18 protein-coding genes and 1 tRNA gene are annotated in these 18,800 nt (G+C 63.8%); 5 read left to right on the plus strand and 14 right to left on the minus strand.

All coding sequences use genetic code 11. The features are described from left to right. Positions 1-107: 107 nt before the first annotated feature. A tRNA-Asn gene (locus tag L0G76_RS07550) sits at positions 108-180 on the minus strand. A 224-nt stretch (positions 181-404) separates the two neighbouring features. Between L0G76_RS07550 and L0G76_RS07555 the strand changes: the two genes are divergently transcribed. Further along, positions 405-1,316: a DMT family transporter gene (locus L0G76_RS07555; RefSeq protein ID WP_304356682.1), complete on the plus strand. Its 912-nt coding sequence runs from the start codon at positions 405-407 to the stop codon at positions 1,314-1,316. A 42-nt stretch (positions 1,317-1,358) separates the two neighbouring features. Beyond that, positions 1,359-2,567 (plus strand): glycosyltransferase, encoded by a 1,209-nt coding sequence (locus L0G76_RS07560; RefSeq protein ID WP_304356698.1) that lies wholly within the window; start codon positions 1,359-1,361, stop codon positions 2,565-2,567. A 35-nt stretch (positions 2,568-2,602) separates the two neighbouring features. Here the strand turns inward: L0G76_RS07560 and gluQRS are convergent, their stop codons facing one another. The 9 genes from gluQRS to L0G76_RS07605 all read right to left on the minus strand — a co-directional run bounded on the left by gluQRS (position 2,603) and on the right by L0G76_RS07605 (position 11,044). After that, entirely contained in the window at positions 2,603-3,562 is a 960-nt protein-coding gene (gluQRS, locus tag L0G76_RS07565) for a tRNA glutamyl-Q(34) synthetase GluQRS (RefSeq protein ID WP_304356683.1), read from the minus strand. Further along, complete coding sequence (locus L0G76_RS07570) at positions 3,559-3,876, minus strand: GNAT family N-acetyltransferase (RefSeq protein WP_304356684.1); 318 nt, start codon at positions 3,874-3,876, stop codon at positions 3,559-3,561. Before L0G76_RS07570 ends, gluQRS begins: the two co-directional genes overlap by 4 nt. A 207-nt stretch (positions 3,877-4,083) precedes the next feature. Then, entirely contained in the window at positions 4,084-5,778 is a 1,695-nt protein-coding gene (locus L0G76_RS07575) for an AMP-binding protein (protein ID WP_304356685.1), read from the minus strand. Positions 5,779-5,811: 33 nt separating this feature from the next. Continuing rightward, entirely contained in the window at positions 5,812-7,590 is a 1,779-nt protein-coding gene (locus L0G76_RS07580; RefSeq protein ID WP_304356686.1) for an ABC transporter permease, read from the minus strand. 54 nt (positions 7,591-7,644) lie between these two features. Then, positions 7,645-8,406, minus strand: coding sequence for a molybdate ABC transporter substrate-binding protein (modA, locus tag L0G76_RS07585; RefSeq protein ID WP_304356687.1), 762 nt, complete (start codon positions 8,404-8,406; stop codon positions 7,645-7,647). 88 nt (positions 8,407-8,494) lie between these two features. Beyond that, positions 8,495-8,896, minus strand: a complete 402-nt coding sequence (locus L0G76_RS07590) for a TOBE domain-containing protein (protein ID WP_304356688.1) — start codon at positions 8,894-8,896, stop codon at positions 8,495-8,497. Continuing rightward, entirely contained in the window at positions 8,893-9,315 is a 423-nt protein-coding gene (locus tag L0G76_RS07595; RefSeq protein ID WP_304356689.1) for a molybdenum cofactor biosynthesis protein MoaE, read from the minus strand. Before L0G76_RS07595 ends, L0G76_RS07590 begins: the two co-directional genes overlap by 4 nt. Beyond that, on the minus strand, positions 9,312-9,782 hold the full coding sequence (gene moaC, locus L0G76_RS07600) for a cyclic pyranopterin monophosphate synthase MoaC (protein WP_304356690.1): 471 nt from the start codon (positions 9,780-9,782) through the stop codon (positions 9,312-9,314). Before moaC ends, L0G76_RS07595 begins: the two co-directional genes overlap by 4 nt. Beyond that, positions 9,779-11,044: a molybdopterin molybdotransferase MoeA gene (locus tag L0G76_RS07605; RefSeq protein WP_304356691.1), complete on the minus strand. Its 1,266-nt coding sequence runs from the start codon at positions 11,042-11,044 to the stop codon at positions 9,779-9,781. The genes moaC and L0G76_RS07605 overlap by 4 nt, the downstream gene beginning before the upstream one ends. Before the next feature lie 42 nt (positions 11,045-11,086). On the opposite strand from L0G76_RS07605, the gene moaA reads away from it, so the two are divergent. Further along, complete coding sequence (gene moaA / locus L0G76_RS07610; RefSeq protein ID WP_304356692.1) at positions 11,087-12,175, plus strand: GTP 3',8-cyclase MoaA; 1,089 nt, start codon at positions 11,087-11,089, stop codon at positions 12,173-12,175. Beyond that, positions 12,176-12,421, plus strand: a complete 246-nt coding sequence (locus tag L0G76_RS07615) for a MoaD/ThiS family protein (RefSeq protein ID WP_092108522.1) — start codon at positions 12,176-12,178, stop codon at positions 12,419-12,421. Positions 12,422-12,444: 23 nt separating this feature from the next. Here the strand turns inward: L0G76_RS07615 and L0G76_RS07620 are convergent, their stop codons facing one another. Further along, positions 12,445-13,563 carry a ThiF family adenylyltransferase gene (locus tag L0G76_RS07620; protein ID WP_304356693.1) on the minus strand — a complete coding sequence of 373 codons (1,119 nt, stop codon included), beginning with the start codon at positions 13,561-13,563 and terminating at the stop codon, positions 12,445-12,447. A gap of 20 nt (positions 13,564-13,583) precedes the next feature. Then, the gene (locus tag L0G76_RS07625; RefSeq protein ID WP_304356694.1) at positions 13,584-14,765 is read right to left on the minus strand and encodes a molybdopterin molybdotransferase MoeA; all 1,182 of its coding nucleotides are present in this window, start codon (positions 14,763-14,765) and stop codon (positions 13,584-13,586) included. 87 nt (positions 14,766-14,852) lie between these two features. On the opposite strand from L0G76_RS07625, the gene L0G76_RS07630 reads away from it, so the two are divergent. Next, positions 14,853-15,701 (plus strand): CPBP family intramembrane glutamic endopeptidase, encoded by an 849-nt coding sequence (locus L0G76_RS07630; protein WP_304356695.1) that lies wholly within the window; start codon positions 14,853-14,855, stop codon positions 15,699-15,701. 143 nt (positions 15,702-15,844) lie between these two features. Here L0G76_RS07630 and L0G76_RS07635 read toward each other — a convergent pair whose 3' ends face one another. Further along, a complete protein-coding gene (locus L0G76_RS07635) occupies positions 15,845-17,314 on the minus strand; it encodes a peptide MFS transporter (protein ID WP_304356696.1) in 1,470 nt (489 codons plus the stop codon). Between the two features lie 136 nt (positions 17,315-17,450). Beyond that, on the minus strand, positions 17,451-18,716 hold the full coding sequence (locus L0G76_RS07640) for an MFS transporter (protein WP_304356697.1): 1,266 nt from the start codon (positions 18,714-18,716) through the stop codon (positions 17,451-17,453). Positions 18,717-18,800 lie beyond the last annotated feature (84 nt).

An 18,800-nucleotide genomic window follows, 5' to 3' on the forward strand; every position in this document is an offset into this window, starting at 1 on the left:
ATTCCCGTTTGCGGAGTCCGCGCCGCGGCCGAGAGCCCGATGCGGCCGAGTGCTCCAGGCCCGGAGGCACGACAAAGGCCCCGTCCATCTGGACGGGGCCTGAGCTGCTCCCCCGGCTGGGCTCGAACCAGCGACCCTTCGATTAACAGTCGAATGCTCTGCCAACTGAGCTACGGAGGAAAGTCGCAGTTGCCTGCGCACGTTGTGTCAGCTTAGCAAAGACCCACGGTCCTCGACAAAGCGGACAACAGTGCTTTAGCTCACAGTTCCGGTTAACCCCACCACCAGACGCCGTGGAATCCGTACAGTCAGGACAAACCCGGTCGACAACCACCTCGGCGGGGTGACTGCACTGTAAAATCAAAGGGATTCCTCACCCCATCCATGCAGCGGAAGAAGTGCACGTGACCATAGTGGCAATCGCCCTGGCCGTCCTTGCGGCGGTGGCACTGGCCTATGGAGCGCTGTACCAACATGAAGCCGTCGCAGGTCAGAATGACTCCCACAACGGACTGAGCTGGGCTCATTTCAAAGAGCTGCTGAGCAACAGGAAATGGCTGATCGGGCTGATCATCACCGGCCTGGGCACCGCCGGCAACGTTGTCGCTCTGGCTCTGGCACCTGTCATGGTCGTTCAGCCCATCGGCGCCTTTTCTCTCATTGTGTCGGTTCTGCTCGGTATTCGCCATCGTGGGCTCAAGGTCAATCGACGACTCGTCCAAGCCGTCGTGTGGTGCACCGTGGGAGTGACCATCTTCGTCGCGCTGTCTGCGACCACCGCCCGGACGGAGGTGCATCTGGGATCTGACGCCATGCCACTGGTCTGGATCACCGCAGTCGTCGTCTTCATCGGACTCAGCATCATGCTGTTCTTCCGTCATGCGCCACAACTCGTCCTCATCACTGCTGCAGGCCTGCTGTTCGCCTGTGTGGCGACGAATACGCACCTGGTCAGCGTGCAGCTGCTCCGCGCAGGGCTCGATCAGGTGACATGGCTCAATGTCATCGGGCTCGTCGCTGCCACTGCGATCGGATCCTGGTTCGTCCAGAATGCCTATGCTGCCGGTCCCCCGGAGATGGTCATCGCCGGGCTCACCGTCGTCGATCCCATCGGTGCTGTGATCCTCGGCTCGATCGTCCTCGGAGAGGCGGCGTCCGCGCCGGTCTGGCTCCTCGTCATCATCACAGCCACTGGATTGGTCGCGTGTCTGGGCGTCGTTGTATTGTCGCGTTATCATCCCGATGTCAAAGATCGAGAACATCAGCGTCGAGCTGCTCGTCGCACAGACCAGTTGACCGACACCGAGGAGAGTTGAATTCTGTCCGCGCACAGTCACACCCCAGCCCGCCGCATCCTCATCCCGACCGAAACCTACGCACCCGAGGTCAATGGCGCTGCGAAATTTGCAGAACGTCTGGCCGAAGGCCTCGCGGCCCGCGGCAATGACGTCCACGTCGCCTGCCCCTCGGCGACCGGCAAAGCCTCGGTCAGCGTCGAGGATGGTGTCACAGTACATCGACTGACCTCTCATCGCTGGCCGCTGCATCCGACATGGACCATCTGCATGCCGTGGGAGACCAAGCCTGAGCTGTCCCGACTCCTTGACACACTCCAGCCGGACGTCGTGCACACTCAAGCTCACTTCGTCATCGGTCGCTACGCGTTCTCGGAAGCGAGCAGACGCGGCATTCCCGTTGTCGCCACGAACCATTTCATGCCTGACAATGTCCGCCCGTACGTGCGGGCACCCAAAGCGTTCCTCGACGGCGGCACGGCGGTGGCGTGGTGGGATCTGCGCAGGAAGTTCCAGTCCGCGGACTTCATCACGGTGCCCACGCAGTTGGCGGCCGACCTCCTGACCCAGAACGGCTTCTCCTCCCCAATTCGGGCAGTCTCCTGCGGCATCGACCTCGAACGGTTCGCCCATCTTCGCGACGATGACTCCGCACATCCTGAGCCGGCGTCCGACCGGACCGTATCGAGCTCGGACGACGAGGCTTCATCACCTCCACGGGTCCTTTTCGTCGGCCGACTCTCCTCGGAGAAGCACGCCGCGGACATCGTCGAAGCGATCGCGAAGACGGATCCCGCTCTCGGACTCGAGGCCGATATCGTCGGTGGCGGGGACCAAGAAGAGCCACTCAAGGAACTGGCCGCAGAACTCGGCATCGCCGACCGCATCCATGTCATGGGCAAGATCGGCGACAAAGAACTCATGGAGGCCTACCAGCGGTGCACGTTCTTCTGCATGCCCTCAACCGCTGAGCTCCAGTCGATCGCCACCTTGGAGGCACTGGCCTCACGCAAACCTGTTGTCCTCGCGGATGCGGTGGCACTTCCCCACCTCGTCAGGGACGGGGTCAACGGTTTCCTGTTCCCGCCACGGGATATCGAGGAACTGGCCGCACGGTTCACCCACATCTGTGAGCTTCCCGATGGCGAACGCGACACCATGGCCAGGGCATCGCTGGATGTGGTGGCCAAACATGACATCGAGTACACGCTCGACACGTTCGAATCCATCTACGCCGGAGTCATCGCCGACCGACTCGACCCAGCTGCCTAAGGCGCTCACCCGACTCCACTGTCAGTTGCCCGAACTCATCGATCGCCCGAACCACCAGGCGGAACGAACACGGTCTCCCGAGTCAGGAGACGATCGAAGTCCACTCCTGCCACCATGTCGTCGATGGATGACCATGCGTCCTTCGGCCCCGCGAACCCGAGAGAGGCACCCATCCAGGCGAAGACGTCATCGCGTGTCCAGCCCAGAGCACGCAGCTGCTGATAGGTGACCGCACCATCGCGTTTGGCCAGCCGTCTGCCGTCGGTATTCACGACCAGTGGAACGTGCAGCCATCCAGGCTGCGGCAGACCCAGCAGCTCGGCCAGATGTGCTTGACGAGGCGCCGAGGTGGCCAGGTCGTCCCCGCGCACCACCTCGTCGACGCCGGTGGCCCCGTCATCGACGATGACGATGAGATTGTAGGCGAAGACTCCGTCGCCGCGCCTGAGGACCAAGTCATCGACCGGGGCTGTGATCTCGCCCAATAGTCGGTCGTGAACCGTGACCTCGGCATTGTCGGTCCGCAGACGCAGGGCGGGCCTTCGACCCTGCTCGTCGAGTCGCTGTCTGTGTCGCTCCCGTTCGGACTCGAACAGATCCCGACAGGTTCCGGGATACGCCCCGGGTGGGGAGTGCGGCGCCGACGGCGCCTGCTGGATGTCCTTGCGTGAGCAGTAGCACTCGTAGACGAGACCCTGACCGGCCAGGCGGTTGAGTGCTTCGGCGTAGATCTCGAGTCGGTCGGATTGCACGAGCGGGGGTTCATCCGGTGTGATGCCCAGTTCGGCGAAGACCGCGAGCTGTGATTGAGCCGCACCGGACTGGACCCGGTCGAGGTCTTCGATGCGCCAGAGGAACCGCCGACCCGTCTGCCGTGCGCGAACATAGGCCAGCAGTCCCGACCGGATGTTGCCGATGTGCAGGTCACCGCTGGGGCTCGGTGCGAATCGACCTGCCCCGCCCGATGTGGTCAGCCCTGTGGCCGGTGAGTTCAAGCCTGCGTCACAAGGTCGGCGTACTGCGGGAATCGTTCCAGATAGTCCTGGACATAGCTGCATGTCGGCACGATGCGACCGCCCTCGTCCCGGATCCCATCGAGGACGGTGGTGACCAGTGTGCGCGCGAAGCCGCGGCGTGAGAAGCCCTCGGAGATGATGGTGTGCTGGAGTTCGACCGTGTGCTCATCGATGACACGGTAGGCAAGGAATCCTGCGAACTCGGCCGGATCCTCGGCGGTGAAGATCTCGTACCGTTCACGGCCGGCATTCTTGACCACCGTGACAGGGGTGGAACTGAGCTCAGGTTGCATATGCGACTCCTTGTCAGCGGCATCGTCCTTGTCACGAACATTACAGGGTGACGCCGCGTTGTTCACGCTTCGACGCCACCCTGTCCACTTTTGCGCAACCTGCTCAGTCGGTGATGGTCGCTGACAACCCCGCTGCCCCAAGCTGCGCAGTCGTCTTGCGCTGCGATCCTCTCTCCAACCGGTGTGCGATCCCTGCCGCCCGATGTTTCATCCGGCGGTCGAATTCTGGATGATCGTCTCGCCCTCTTCGCGGAGTTCGATCTTGCGAATCTTGCCAGACACCGTCATCGGGAAGGATTCGCGGACCTCGACATAGCGCGGAATCTTGAAATGAGCGAGTTTGCCGCCGCAGAATTCCTTGACCTCTGCGGCGGTGAGAGTCTCAAAGCCGTCTTTGAGGATGGCCCAGGCCATGAGTTCCTCCCCGTACTTCTCGTCGGCAACACCGACGACTTGGACGTCCTTGATCGCCGGATGGTGGTAGAGGAACTCCTCGACCTCACGGGGATAGACGTTCTCTCCGCCGCGGATGACCATGTCCTTGATTCGACCAGAGATGTCGACATAGCCGTCCTCGTCCATGATGCCGAGGTCGCCGGTGTGGATCCAACGGGACGTGTCGATCGTCTCGGCGGTCTTCTCCGGATCCTCCCAATAGCCGAGCATGACCGCGTATCCGCGGGTGCACAGTTCGCCCTTCTGTCCGCGTGGGACGGCCTGGCCTGTGACCGGGTCGGCGATCTTGATCTCGAGGTGGGGCATGACGCGCCCGACCGTCTGGGTGCGGGCCTCGAGGCTGTCGTCGACGCGCGTCATCATGGACACGGGCGACGTCTCCGTCATGCCGTAGCAGATGGCGACCTCTTCCATATTCATGTCGTTGATGACACGTTTCATGATCTCGACCGGGCAGGGAGAGCCGGCCATGACCCCGGTTCGCAGCGAGCTGAGGTCGTAGCTCGGGAAGTCAGGATGTTCGAGTTCGGCGATGAACATCGTGGGCACTCCGTAAAGCGCGGTCGCCTTCTCCTCGGCGACCGCGGCCAGACTCGCCACAGGGTCGAATCCGGGTGAGGGCAGGATGATGGCGGCGCCGTGGCTGAGAGCCGCGAGGTTCCCGATGACCATGCCGAAGCAGTGGTAGTACGGCACGGGGAGCACGACGGAGTCCTTCGGAGAGTACGACAGCAGCTCTCCGATGAAGAATCCGTTGTTGAGGATGTTGTGATGGCTCAGCGTCACTCCCTTGGGGAAGCCTGTGGTCCCCGAGGTGTACTGGATGTTGATCGGATCGTCCATCGCCAGCTCACCCATGAGCTTCTGCAGGCGCACTGCGTACTTCGCGCTCTCATCGTCGAGCAGGTCTCGACCGCTTTCGATCAGATGAGCGAAGGACTCACGTTCGCCGAGGACCGCATCGCCGAGGAGGTCGGAGGGAAGCGTATCGATGAAGACCAGCTCGAGACCCGGCACCTTCGCTGCGACCTCTGTCGCGATGGCGTGGAAGTCCGAGTGCGGTGGTGCCGTGATCTGGGAGACGAGCATCGACATGCCCGATTGCTTGGCGACGTATTCGAGCTCGTGGCTGCGGTAGGCGGGGTTGACGTTGACGAGGATCGCGCCGATCTTCGCGGTGGCGTATTGGATCAGCGCCCATTCGGCGACGTTCTGCGCCCAGATGCCGACCCGGTCGCCCTTCTTGATTCCACGCTCGAGCAACCCGATGGCCACGGCATCGGTGTCGCGGTCGAACTCGGCGTAGGTCCACCGGCGTGCGGAATGGCGATCGACGAGTGCCGGTTCATCGGCATGGGCGGCTGCCGTGGCGCTGAGGTGGGCGGGGATGGTCTGGCCCAGCAGTGGTGTCTCGGAGGGTCCTGAGGAATAGGAAAGTTCTGCCACGTCGGTGTGCTCCTTAGTGCAAGTTCAATGTGACTACTGTGACTTACTGCACAGTATTCCTTCTCTGTCGGCGGCGCAAAAGCTGGCCAGGAAATCATGGCCCGGAATGCCGCCACCGTCCTCGGCGACTCGCTGCCCGATCTGGTCCACCGGTGCCACGCGGGCGGCGGTCCCGGAGTCGATGTGCACCAGGGTTGCAGCCAGTGCCGTGACATCCTCGACGTCATGGGTGATGATGATGGCGCTGCGGCCTGCGAGGACACGGCCGAGCACCCGCCTCGTCGCGATCTTGACGTCGATGTCGAGGGCTGCCAGCGGCTCGTCGAGCAGCAGAAGCTTCGGGTCGATGACCAGTGCCCGGGCCAGCGCGATCCTGGCTGCCTGTCCCCCGGAGACGGCCTCGGGTCCCCGATCAGCGCAGTGGCCGACGCCCAGGCTGGTCAGCATGGTGAGGGCGATTGTGCGTGCTTCCTGTCTCCGGTGCCCGTGGGCCCTGAGTCCGAAGGCCACATTGTCGATGACACTCAGATGGGGGAACAGGAGCGGGGTCTGAGCAAGATGAACGATGCCGCGGGCGTGGACCGGTGGCCACTTGTCGGCCCCGAGGTCGAAGATCGTGTCCTCGCCGATGCGCAGGGATCCCGATTCGGCTGGGAGAGCGCCGGTCATGAGGTGGAACAGGCTCGATTTTCCGGCCCCGTTGCGTCCGACCATCGCCGATGTCGACCCGGCCGGCATCGTCAGGTCGACGTCCAAACCGCGCTCGGGCACGCACGCGTGGAGACGGATCGTGGATGCGCTCGCCTCACCGTTGCCTCTGTGCGCCGGATTCGGGGAGCCGGAAGCTGTTTCCGACACCGCAGCCATTGACATCGGGTCGACGCCGCCCCGCGGATCGCGTCCGCCGTTCGTGTCCAGGCGATCGGGTGGCTGAGGTGCCCCCGCCGGCTGTGGCGCCCCCGCCGGTTGAGATGGCCCCGTCGGCTGTGGATTCGAGCGCCGGGCGCGAAGTCTGGGTGCATGAGGGGAACGGTAGGCGAGGACGATGATGCCCAGTGCGATGAGGATGAGCAGCAGCGACAATGCGATTGCCGACTGCGGATCGGATTCGCGGACCAGATAGATCTGCAGCGGCATCGTCCGGGTGACCCCAGTCAGAGATCCGGCGAACGTCAGAGTCGCGCCGAACTCCCCCAGAGCGCGGGCGAAGCAGAGGATGGCGCCGGTCATGATTCCCTGTCGCAGAAGCGGAAGCGTGATGTGGAAGAACACACGGTTGGGCTTCGCGCCGAGCTCCGCAGCAGCCAGCTCATAATCCTGCCCGCGGGCGGCGACGGCCGTTTCGACCGACATCACCATGAACGGCAGAGAGACGAAGATCTGCGCGAACACCACTGCCGCACTCGTGTAGGCCAGACCTAGTCCCATATCGGTGAGTAGGGACCCGAGGAAGGCACTTCTCCCCCAGGTGTAGAGCAGCGCCAGGCCGCTGACGACCGGGGGCAGCACGAGAGGAAGCAGTATGAGGGTGCGTACGATTCGCTGTCCCCGGAAGGTCCGAGTCGCGAGGAGGTAGCCCAGCGGGAAGCCGATGATCACGCAGGTCGCTGCCGCGATGACGGAGGTGAGCAGCGAGAGTCCCATCGCCAGTCGTGATTCCTGTGCCAGGATGACCTCGCCGAGGTGGCCGGGGTCGATCCGTGCCACCAGCCCGATGATCGGGACCAGGAGGAAGGCGATGCCGAGTACGGCGGGAAGCCAGAGCCACCTCGGTACCGTTGAGTGGCCGTGGCGCTTACGCGTCTTCGTCATATCTGTTCATTCATCTGTGGTCGGTGTCGTTGAAGGGCAGTCGCCGAGGGGTCGTCATCCAGCGGTCGAGAAACCGGCGCCTTCGAGAAGTCGCGCTGCTTGTTTCGACTGCAGGAAGTTCACGAATGCATCGGCTTCGTCCTTGTTCTCGCTGGCGTCAACGGTTGCCGCAGGGTACTTGTTGATGACTGCGTCGGCGCCATCGAGTTCGACCTGGTCGACGTCTCCTCCCGCACGAGCGATGTCGGTGACGTAGACGATTCCGGCGTCGGCCTGTCCGGCGCTGACCTTGCCGAGGACGTCTGTCACGGAGTTCTCCTCGCTGACGGGGTCAAGACTCACGTCGTTGAGCTGGGCCCACTTCCCTGTGGCCGCCCCGCACGGAACTTGCGGGGCGCAGATGACGAGGTCTGTGCCCGGAAGATCCTGTGACGACTCGATGTTCTCGGGATTGCTGTCGGGCACGGCCAGAGTCAGCGTGTTCGACGCGAAGACTGACGGCTCGCCGGCCAGCAGGTCATCACCTGCGAGGGTGTCCATCGTCGACTCGTCCGCGGTGGCGATGACATCCGCCGGAGCTCCTTCAGAGATCTGAGCCACCAGGTCAGAGGAACCGGCGAAGGAGAATCTCACATCGACATCGGGGTCGACGGCGGAGAATTCCTCGGCAACATCGGCGAAGACTTCGGTCAGTGAGGCCGCGGCGAAGACGGTCAGGGTCGTCTTCTCCTCGGAATCCGAGTTGGATTCGGCGCCACCGGAACAGGCCGTGAGTGAGAGCAGAGCGACGATGCAGGCTGCAGACAAATACTTCATCACTCCATTAAACACGCATATGCGGGAAAAACGTCAACATAATCCAGTATTCGCGGAACAAATCGATGGTGTCAGCGGATATCTGATGTCAGCGAGCACCTGCTGTGTCGATGGAGACCATCGTCGCCTTCACCGAGGCCGTGGCGAGGCTGCCCGGTTCGAGCTCAAGCTGCCGGCATGCTTCCGCCGACATCAGCGACACGACTCTGAACGGGCCGCATTGGAGGCTCACCTGGGCCATCACGCCGTCGATGACCACATCGGTGACGAGGCCAGCGAACCGATTGCGAGCGGAGCTGACGACTCCTGTCGGGTCCTCGAGCCCACCTGTACTCGACTGTGCCAGGGCCACGAGATCCCGACCGTCGACGACAGCACGGTTGGAGGTGTCCTTGTGCTGAGTGAGTCTGCCCTCGCTGACCCAACGGCGGATGGTGTCATCGCTGACTCCGAGGAACTGAGCCGCGTCGGTGATGCGCAGCTCGGTCATTCGAGGGCGCCCACCCATTCGTCGTCACCGTCGGCGAAGAACTGGTGTTTCCAGATCGCGACTCGGGCCTTGACCTCGTCGATGAGTTCTGAGCACGCGGAGAACGAGTCTTGACGATGTGGGGAGGCGACGACGGCGGCCAGGGCCACGTCACCGATCTCGAGGGCACCGACGCGGTGGACGACGGACAAGCGCACGGCCGGATGCTTCGCCGCGATCTCAGCGGCCACCTCGGCGATCTGGCTTTCTGCCACCGGATGGGATTCGTATGTCAGCGCCTGCACACCGCGGCCCTCGTCATGGTCTCGGATGACGCCGGAGAAAGTCACCACGGCGCCGCAGGTGGCGTTGAGGACATCGGACTCCAGCGCCGCGGTGCTGATCGGGGTTTCGACGATGTCGGTGTGGATGACGCTCATGATCGACGACTCCAGTCGCCGCTGCGTCCACCCGATTTTTCGATGACCTTGATATCGCCGATGATCGCCTGGTTGTCCACGGCCTTGATCATGTCGAAGATGGTCAGGGCGGCGATGGACACGGCGGTCAGCGCCTCCATCTCGACGCCGGTCTTCGACACGGTCTTGACCGCACCGGTGATGCGCACGCCGTCATCGAGGAGTTCGAAGTCGACATCGACGCCGGTCAGCGGCAGAGGATGGCACAGCGGGATCAGGTCACTGGTGCGCTTGGCACCCATGACAGCGGCGATGCGCGCCGCGGGCAAGGCGTCGCCCTTGGGTAGGCCCGCCTCGGCTATCATGTCGATCACCTCGCTTCGGGTGGTGATGAGTGCGGTGGCGACGGCGCGACGTTTGGTCACGTCCTTGTCGCCGACGTCGACCATATGTGCGGCGCCGGTGTCGTCGATGTGCGTGAGTGTCATGTGATCTTCCACGTCTTCAGCCTATCGTGTGCGTCGGGAGCGGGCTGATTCCCGTGCGAGACGGAATCAGCAGGTGGGATGAAGACCAGATGCGTGCTCTGGGCATAGTTGTGGAGCAGATGCGAGCGGGATCCGCCGATCAGCGCCAGACCCTCGGGGGTCCTCACAGCCCGCCGCACCTGCAGCTTCCCGCTCGGCGGTGCCTCGTCGAGGCCGCCGAGGAGTCGGTGGTATTCGGTCTCGCGCGGCTCCTCGTCGACGGTGAGGCCAAGCAGTGCGGGACGGATGAACATCTCGAAGCTGATCAGCGCGCTGACGGGGTTGCCGGGCAGAGCCAACCAGGCGGTGCCGGCCAGGGTTCCGCACCCCTGCGGGCCTCCCGGCTGCATGGCGATGGGTTCGAAGACCATGCTCTCGTCGGGGTCGAGTGCCGCGGCGAGCTTGACGACTTCGTGGGCGCCTTTGGAGATTCCGCCGGTGGAGACGACGAGATCGCAGTCGGCTGCGCGGACTGCGTCGAGCAGCGCCTGTGGGTCATCGGGGACGGTGATGATCCTCGTGTCGACGCCGAGGCGGCGCAGGCTGGCGCCCAGAGTCACAGAGTTCGCATCATGGATGCCAGCGGTAGCCTCGGCCGTGATCTCATCGCCTGTGCTCACGACGAGCACACGCGGCAGAGTCCGCACCTGAAGTGCAGTGATGCCGCAGGCGGCTGCGACGCCGAGGTGGGCCGGGGTGAGCATCAGACCGGCAGTCAGCACCGTGGTTCCGGCTGCCACGTCGCTGCCGCGCGGGCGCACGAATGCGCCGGGCTGCGGGCCCGCATCCGTGGACGGCAGGGTGATCGTGATCTCCGGAGCGTCGAACTCTGCTGGGTCGGTGGCTTCGATGGCGATGACGGTATCCGTGCCCGCAGGCAGAGGCGCTCCGGTCATGATCTCGATGGCGGTGCCGGCCGCCACCTCGGCGCCGAATGCACCGGCGGCGACTCGGCCGCGGACAGGGAGGGGACCGTAGACAGTCTGAGCCTTGCCCTGCGGATCTCGGTCCTGCCGCTGTGCGGCGTTGCGCAGCGTGGAAGCGGCCACGGCATATCCGTCCATGCTCGAATTGTCGAAACCGGGGACGTCGATCGGTGAGGCGACGCTGGCCGCGAGCCGGCGCGGCGTGTCGAGTAGATCACCGATCGGCACGGTCTGCGTGTCAAGGAGTGGAGATATCGTCTCGAAGACACGGCGACGGTGCATCATGGCAGTAGTCATGGGACGATGATATCGACAATGTTGATCAAGGAGGATGGCACAATGCGGAAAATCAGCCTGCCCACACCGATGCTGAGGACTCCGACAGTGGACCCGGGCGAGGAGTTTACGGCGCACCAGGAGGACTCGCTCCTGGACACCTTCGACCGACGGGCACGTGATCTGCGCATCTCGCTCACGGACTTCTGCAATCTGCGGTGCAGCTACTGCATGCCCGAAGAGGGCGTGGAGTTCATGTCACGGGATTCGGCGATGACCGCCGAGGAGATCGTTCGCTTCGTGCGCATCAGCGTGGAGAAGTTCGGCGTCGATCAGGTCAGATTCACCGGTGGTGAACCCTTGACCCGCAAGGACGTCACCGAGATCATTGCCGGAGTTGCCGCCCTGGAACCGCGGCCCAACATCGCTTTGACGACGAACGCGATCGGTCTCGACAAACGTGCCGCGAAGCTGCGGGACGCAGGTCTCGACCGCATCAATGTCTCACTCGACACGGTCGACCCCGAGACCTTTGCGACGATCACTCGTCGCCCGTTCCTGAACCGAGTGCTCGAGGGGATCCAGGGTGCCCAAGCCGCCGGTATGGACCCGGTCAAGGTCAATGCCGTCCTGCTGCCCGGGGTCAACGATCATCAGGCTCCCGACCTGCTGCGCTGGTGCCTCGCGAATGGTCTCAAGCTGCGCTTCATCGAACAGATGCCCCTCGATGCCGGGCACTCCTGGGAACGCGGCACCATGATCACGGCCGCGGACATCTTTGCTCTGCTTGAGCCCCATTTCGTCCTCACCCCCGACTCTGCGCCCCGTAACGGTGCGCCCGCGGAGAAGTTCCTGGTTGCTGCCAAAGACGATCCAGAGACCGTCATCGGCGATGTCGGCATCATCGCCTCGGTGACCAGGCCGTTCTGCGCCGACTGCACGCGCACCCGTCTGACTGCGGAAGGACGTGTGCGCACCTGCCTGTTCTCCCACACCGAGGTGGATCTGCTCACCGCTATGCGTGACGGCGCCGACGACGAAGCGATCGCGAACCTGTGGAAGGGTGCGCATTGGAAGAAGCTGGCCGGACACGGGATGGACTCCGACAGCTTCGAACAGCCCCAACGTCCCATGAGCGCCATCGGAGGATAAGTGCCCCAGATCAGAGTCCGCTTCTTCGCCGCTGCGCGGGAGGCCTTCGGAACCAAGGAATGCACCGCAGCCGCGGCCACCATCGACGGGTTGGTCGAGTCACTGACGAAGGACGTCGGTGCCGAGGCCAGAACAGTCATCTCCCGCTCGAGCTTCCTCGTCAATGCGATCGCAGCCACTGACCATCGGGCCCCGCTGCACGAGGGCGACACCGTCGACGTCCTCCCGCCCTTCGCCGGCGGCTGAGACTCTCAGTGCGGCAGCGACTCTCAGCGAGGCAGTGACAGGTAAGCCAGGTAGCCGCCGGAGACCGAACTGACCTCGATGCCCTGAGCCCGCAATCGGGCACATGTGCGTGCAGAGCGCACGCCCGAACGGCAGTAGAGCGCCACTTTGGCATGCCCGGCAATCTGTCCGGGATCGTCAAGAAGGGCGTCCATGGGCACGTGTTGGGCCCCTGGGACCATTCCACCCAAGACTTCGTCATCATCTCTGATGTCGACCAGATGGGTGCCGCGCACGATATCCGGCCAGGTCACTGTGGGGTTCGATCCCCCTGCGGCGTCGGTCTCCGGGATTCCGCTATGACCGGCAGCCACCTCGTCACTGTAGTCGCCGAGGTGGCTGCCCAAGTCCGTGATCGTCTCCCGGTCCGGTAAACGTCGAACAGGGATGGTCTCCCAACTGGTGTCGAGGCTGCTGTGGATCGCGACCGAATTGTACAGGGGTGTGCCGATTCCGGTGAGGACCTTGATCGTCTCCATGGACATGGCCGCACCGATGCTTCCGCACAGGGCTCCGAGGACCCCAGCCGTTGCACAGTCCGGCACGGAGCCCGGAGCGGGAACGGTTGGGTAGAGATCACGCAGCGTCGCTCCCTGCCTCGTGTCGAAGACCGCGACCTGCCCGTCGAAGCCGAGGATCGTGCCCCAGACCAGGGGCTTCTTCAGGATCTCGCAGGCGTCGTTGGCCAGGTACCGGGTTGCGAAGTTGTCACTTCCGTCGATGACGATGTCGGCCGGCCCGATGAGCTCGAGTGCGTTCGCCGATGTCAGCAGGACCGGGTGGGTGATGATGTCGAGGGTCGAGTTCAGCTCGCTCAGCCGCTCCTTCGCGGAGTCGACCTTCCGGTGGCCCACTCGTGTTTCGGAGTGGATGAATTGGCGATGCAGATTGCTCAGCTCCACCGTGTCTGGGTCGACGATGCTGATGCGCCCGACCCCGGCGGCTGCCAGATAGGTCAGGACCGGTGCCCCGAGCCCACCGGCTCCGATGACGAGCACATGGGCTCCGAGAAGTGCGGATTGGGCCTGCGGACCGAAACCGGTGAGACGGATCTGACGGGCATAGCGTGCCGTCTCCGCTGGGCCGAGAGCGTTTACTGACATGTGCCCCAGTCTAGTCGGCATCAGCAGTCGAGGACCGCGATGACCTCTCCTGTCCGAATGGCCCCGGGCCCTCGAGGCACGCGGATGATGACATCGACGCCGGAGAAGTCTCGCAGTCGTGACCGGTCCGCGGCCTCGACCTCTCCGGCTGTGTTGAAACGGCCCGGCATGAGGCTGACGGCCTTCGTGTGGCCGATGATCTCCGGCCCGGTGTAGACGGCCTTCCTCCACCGCGATCCGAGGGGGCGCGACTCGAGAAGGGAGCGGGCGAAGAGGTGGAAGGACACAAAGGCTCCGGTCGGTGTGCCCGGGAGATGCAGGAGAGGAGTCTCCCCGTAGTGGCCGTAGCCCTGTGGACCGCCCGGACGAATGGCGAGGCGTTGGAACGTCGAATGGTCGCCGCCGAGGGCCTGTCTGACGACTTCGAAAGCACCGGCGCTGATGCCGCCGGTGGTGATGATCAGGTCGACTGAGTCGTCGAGTTCGGCGAGGATCCGAACGAAGGCCGCCGGATCGTCGCCGCAGCTGCGTTCGACGGCGCGGGCCCCGGCCTCGGTGATCGCTGAGCTGAGCATGGGCAGATTCGAGTTGTGAATGAACGGCTGGTCCGGGTCGGCGGAATCGGTGACGAGCTCATCCCCGGTGACGATGAGGCCGACGGTGAGAGGCCGATGGACGCAGACAGTCCGGCACCCCATCATGGCCAATGTTCCGACACCAGCAGCACCGATCGTCTCGCCTGATCGGATGACGGTGTCTCCGATGAGGGTGTCCTCCCCCACTGCCCTGATGTTCCAGGCTGATCGGACTCCGCCGGGCAGCGACGAGACGCGAATGCGCTGCGGTGCCGGCCCCGTACGCTTCGCGTCGGTGCATTCGACGGGCACGACCACCTCGGCGGTGGCGGCCACCTGCGCTCCGGTCATCACCCGCACGGCAGTGCCCGGTGCGATCTCCACCGGCGTGGCCCCGGCGGGGATATCACCGCTGACTCTCACCTTCGCGCCGGTCCGGACACTGCTCAGTGCCAGTGCATCGAGTGCGAAACCGTCCATCGCCGAGGTGGCGAAGGCGGGGATGGGGGCATCAGCGATCACGTCCTCGGCCGCGGTTCTGCTGATCGCCGCCGCGGTGGGAATCGACTCCGCGGAACCAGTCGGTGCCGATGAGATGATGAGCTCGCAGTAGTCCTCGGGGTTCACGTGTGTCCTTTCGCCTGCTTCAGATCCTACGAGGAGTTGCCGTTCGAGGCACTCGTGTTCGCGCTGTGGTGATTTAGGGTGTGACTTGTGGACACACCGACTCGGCTCGAACCAGAAACCCGACGATTCGCTCTCATCTCCTGGCCCGGACTGGCCGCGGCGCTGCTGGCGCTGTCGGCATTCGTCCTGTTCGGGGTCGGGACCTCGTTCCCCGAGCTGAGGGGCTTCGGCTATGCGCCGATGGTGGCTTCCCTCATCGTCGCATGGATCGCCGACCGGAATTTCGCACGCGATCTCAGCGTCATCGCCGGCTGTCTCGGGCTGATCTCCTCGATCTCGGTGGAAGCTGATATCTCGTGGACCAACATCGCCCGGATGGGGGTCGTGCTGTCCGCCGTGGTGATCGGGCCATGGCTGATCACCCGCTATGGGTTCAAGGACCACACCATCGTCTTCCCGCTGCGTCGGGGGCAGAAGTGGTCGCGCCTGGAGTGGGCGTGGCTGGCCTTCGTCATCGTCGTCGCCTGGCTCGTCCTCCCTCAGTACTTCATGCGCACCGGGGTCTATCTCAACTGGCCGCCGGTCACGGAGTGGGATGAGATCGTGCGCCTCTTCTTCGGAGTCAATGCGGTCGGCATCTGGGATGAGCTGTTCTTCATCTGCACGGTGTTCGCTCTGCTGCGCAAACACTTCGCGTTCTGGACCGCGAACGTGTTCACCACCGTCATCTTCGTCTCCTTCCTGTGGGAGCTGGGCTACCGATCGATCGGCCCGGTCCTGACGATCCCGTTTGCGCTGGTCCAGGCCTATATCTTCACGAAGACGAAATCGCTGCCGTACACGGTGACCGTCCACCTCCTCTTCGATGCGCTCGTCTTCCTCACGATCGTCTACGCTCACCATCCTGAGGCCCTGCCCATCTTCATCGGGGTGTGAGGCACCGCATGCGCCTGTGCTGACCCCTGATGTCACCGGTGCTCAACTGAAGTCACCGGTGCTCAACCTGGCGCAGCGCAGGGAGCAGAGACGAAACGCCCTCGCTCACTGTGCGTGAGCGAGGGCGTTGGATCATCGCGACGTCAGCGGATTCCGCGCAGCATCGTGAGCATCGGCTTGGTCAGGGTCAGCGCCAGCAGACCCAGGACGATCGAAGCGGCGCCAACCGAGGTCCAATACGGTGTCTGGTTGTCGGCCGAGTAGTATCCGCCCAGCACACCGGACAGTGCCGTTCCCACACCCGAGGCGAGGAAGAACACGGCGATCATCTGCGATTGGAACACCTTGGGCGCGACCTTCGATGAGAAGGACAGGCCGATCGGCGAGATGAGGAGTTCGGCGAAGACGAACAGCAGCAGGATGAATGCGACCCACAGCAGCGGAGTCTCGTGTTCGCCGGCATCGGCGAACGGGAGGAAGAGCAGGAAGGCGATGCCGATGAGGATGAGGGAGAGCCCGGCCTTGACCGGAGTCGAGATCTGCCGTGTGCCGAGTTTGAACCAGATCGCCGAGAAGACCGGGGCGAAGGCGATGACGAAGATCGGTGGGATCAGCTGGAGCCAGTTGATCGGCATCTCCCAGCCGAAGACCACTCGGTTCATCTGGGTGTCCGAGTAGGCGGTCAGGGTCCCGAAGATCTGCTGGTACAACGACCAGAAGACGACACAGGTGACGAAGAAGGGAATGAAGGCGAGCACCCGTGAACGCTCGTCGGCGTTCGTCTGCGGGCTGACGTACATGACGATGAAGTAGCATGCCGCAGCTCCGGCCGAGATCCCTGCGATCCACCAGTCCAGGTTGTCCGGGTTGACGACCCCAGAGAACCACAGGACGACGATGAGGACGACCGCAACGACGATGGCCAGCAGGAAGAGGGAGAGCTTGGACGCCGGCAGCGGGTTGACCGCACCGCGCGACTCGTTCGGCAGGTTCTTACGACCCGTGGCATAGATGATGAGGCCCAGAGCCATGCCGACTGCTGCCGCGCCGAATCCGAAGTGGAAGCCGATCTCCTTCTGCAGGAGGCCGGTGATGAGCGGTCCGAGGAATGCGCCGATGTTGACGCCCATGTAGAAGAGAGTGAATCCGGCGTCTCGGCGCGGGTCCTTCTCTGAATAGAGTTCACCGACGAGAGCGGAGGCGTTGGCCTTGAGGCCACCGGATCCGAGCGCGACGAGGATGAGGCCGGCGGCGACTCCGCCGAACCCGGGGATGAGCGCGAGGCAGATGTGGCCGACCATGATGATGATGGCCGAGTAGAACAGGATCCTCTCTGCGCCCAGGATCCTGTCCGCGATCCACGCACCGAGGATTGTGGCGAGGAAGACGGCACCGCCGTAGGCGCCGACGATTCCGATGGCTGTCGGCTGAGGCATGCCCAGGCCGCCCTCGCTGACCTGGAAGTACAGGTAGATGGCGAGGATGCCGTTCATGCCGTAGTAGGAGAACCGCTCCCACAGTTCGAGGCTGAACAGCTGCATGAGCGGAAGTGGGTGCCCGAAGAAACGGGTGTCGTTCCGCGCGGCCTCAGTCGATGAGGTGCTAGTTGACATATCGTGCTTTCCGTTGTGACGTGCAAACGCGCACTGTGGTGCGCGATTCACTGTGAACAACCGGCAATGCTACTCCCCGTTATTGCTCAGGTCACACGATCTCAATGCTGGGACGCGACGTCCCAGCAGACGGAAATCATGAGTGAACCAGGTCTCTTTTTCGGGCATTCCCTCCGACGATGAGGTTGAGCAATCCGGCCACGAGAACGAGTGCGGAAGCCGCCATCGGGACAGCCATCGCGGCCGAGGTTCCGGCCTCCTCGGCGAGGATGCCGTTGACTGCCGATGCCACCGACTGACCGACGATGATCGCGGATCCTGCCATCGACATGACGGTGGCCGAACGACCCAGCGGGCTGCGTTCGGCAGCGAGACTGAACAGAGTCACCAAGGTCGGTCCGACAGCACAGCCCATGAGCACAAGCGCGATGACCACGGTGACCATCGAGGTCGACGACGCCATGATCACTGCACCGATGAGCATCAGCGGTGCGAAGGACAGCAGTCTGGCCCACAGGGCATAGCGCGGCGAGAACAGCGCGACGGTGATAGCCAGGATGGCGGAGCCGATGCCCATGATGCCGTAGATGATGCCGGCTTCCTCGGGCCGGCCGAGATCATTCGTCAGCGAGGTCAGTGCCGTCAGCGTCGACCCGAACACGAGCCCGATGCCGAAGACACCGAGGACGACGACGAAGACCCCGAATGTGAACAGCTCCTTGGCCGGAGCCTGGGAACGTGGCTGTGTCGAGGTGTGCCCGTGTTGGGCCCTGCCTGTGGGGTGGAGGGCGAAGGCAGACACGAAGACCACGGTCATGATCACTGCGCCGATGATCGGAGCGACCGGGTGGAGGGTCGTGGCGAGGAGACCCACGATGAAGGGACCGAAGACGAACACGAATTCGTCGGCGGCGGATTCGTAGGCCATGGTGCCGTTGAGGGTCTTCTGCTGCCGGGACCCGGCGAGTCGGGTCATGATGATCTCGACGAGGCGAGAACGGGACATCGGGGCCACCTGCGGAGCTGTGGCGCCGATGGCGAAGGCTGCGATGAGCACTACGGCATCGGGCAGGGGGCTGAAGACGACCCAGGCCATGAAGACCAGGGCGAGGCTGTTGAGCAGGCCGACGGTCAGCAGCACGCGTCGTTGCCCCCAGCGATCGGCGGCGGCGCCGATGAAGGAGCCGAAGATCGCTGTTCCCAGACCCACCATGGCCGAGTTGATTCCGCCGAGGCTCAGCGAGTCTCGGCCGGCGACGACGAGGGTGAGGACCCCGACGACCACCATGGCGAAGGGCAAGCGGGCCATGAAGGCGATCGGGAAGTAGCTGCGGCCCACGACGGTCAGCAGCTTCGGTGCTGCGATCTCATCTGGGCGGGTGCGAGTTTCGTTGCTGGGCATACCAATCCAGTTTCTCCCCCATCAGGTCGATGGGGATCCGTGCCGCCGTGGTGACCTGGATCGAATCACTCGGTAGATGCACTC

Source organism: Brevibacterium picturae (assembly GCF_030453725.1).
Classification (GTDB): Bacteria; Actinomycetota; Actinomycetes; order Actinomycetales; family Brevibacteriaceae; genus Brevibacterium; species Brevibacterium sandarakinum_A.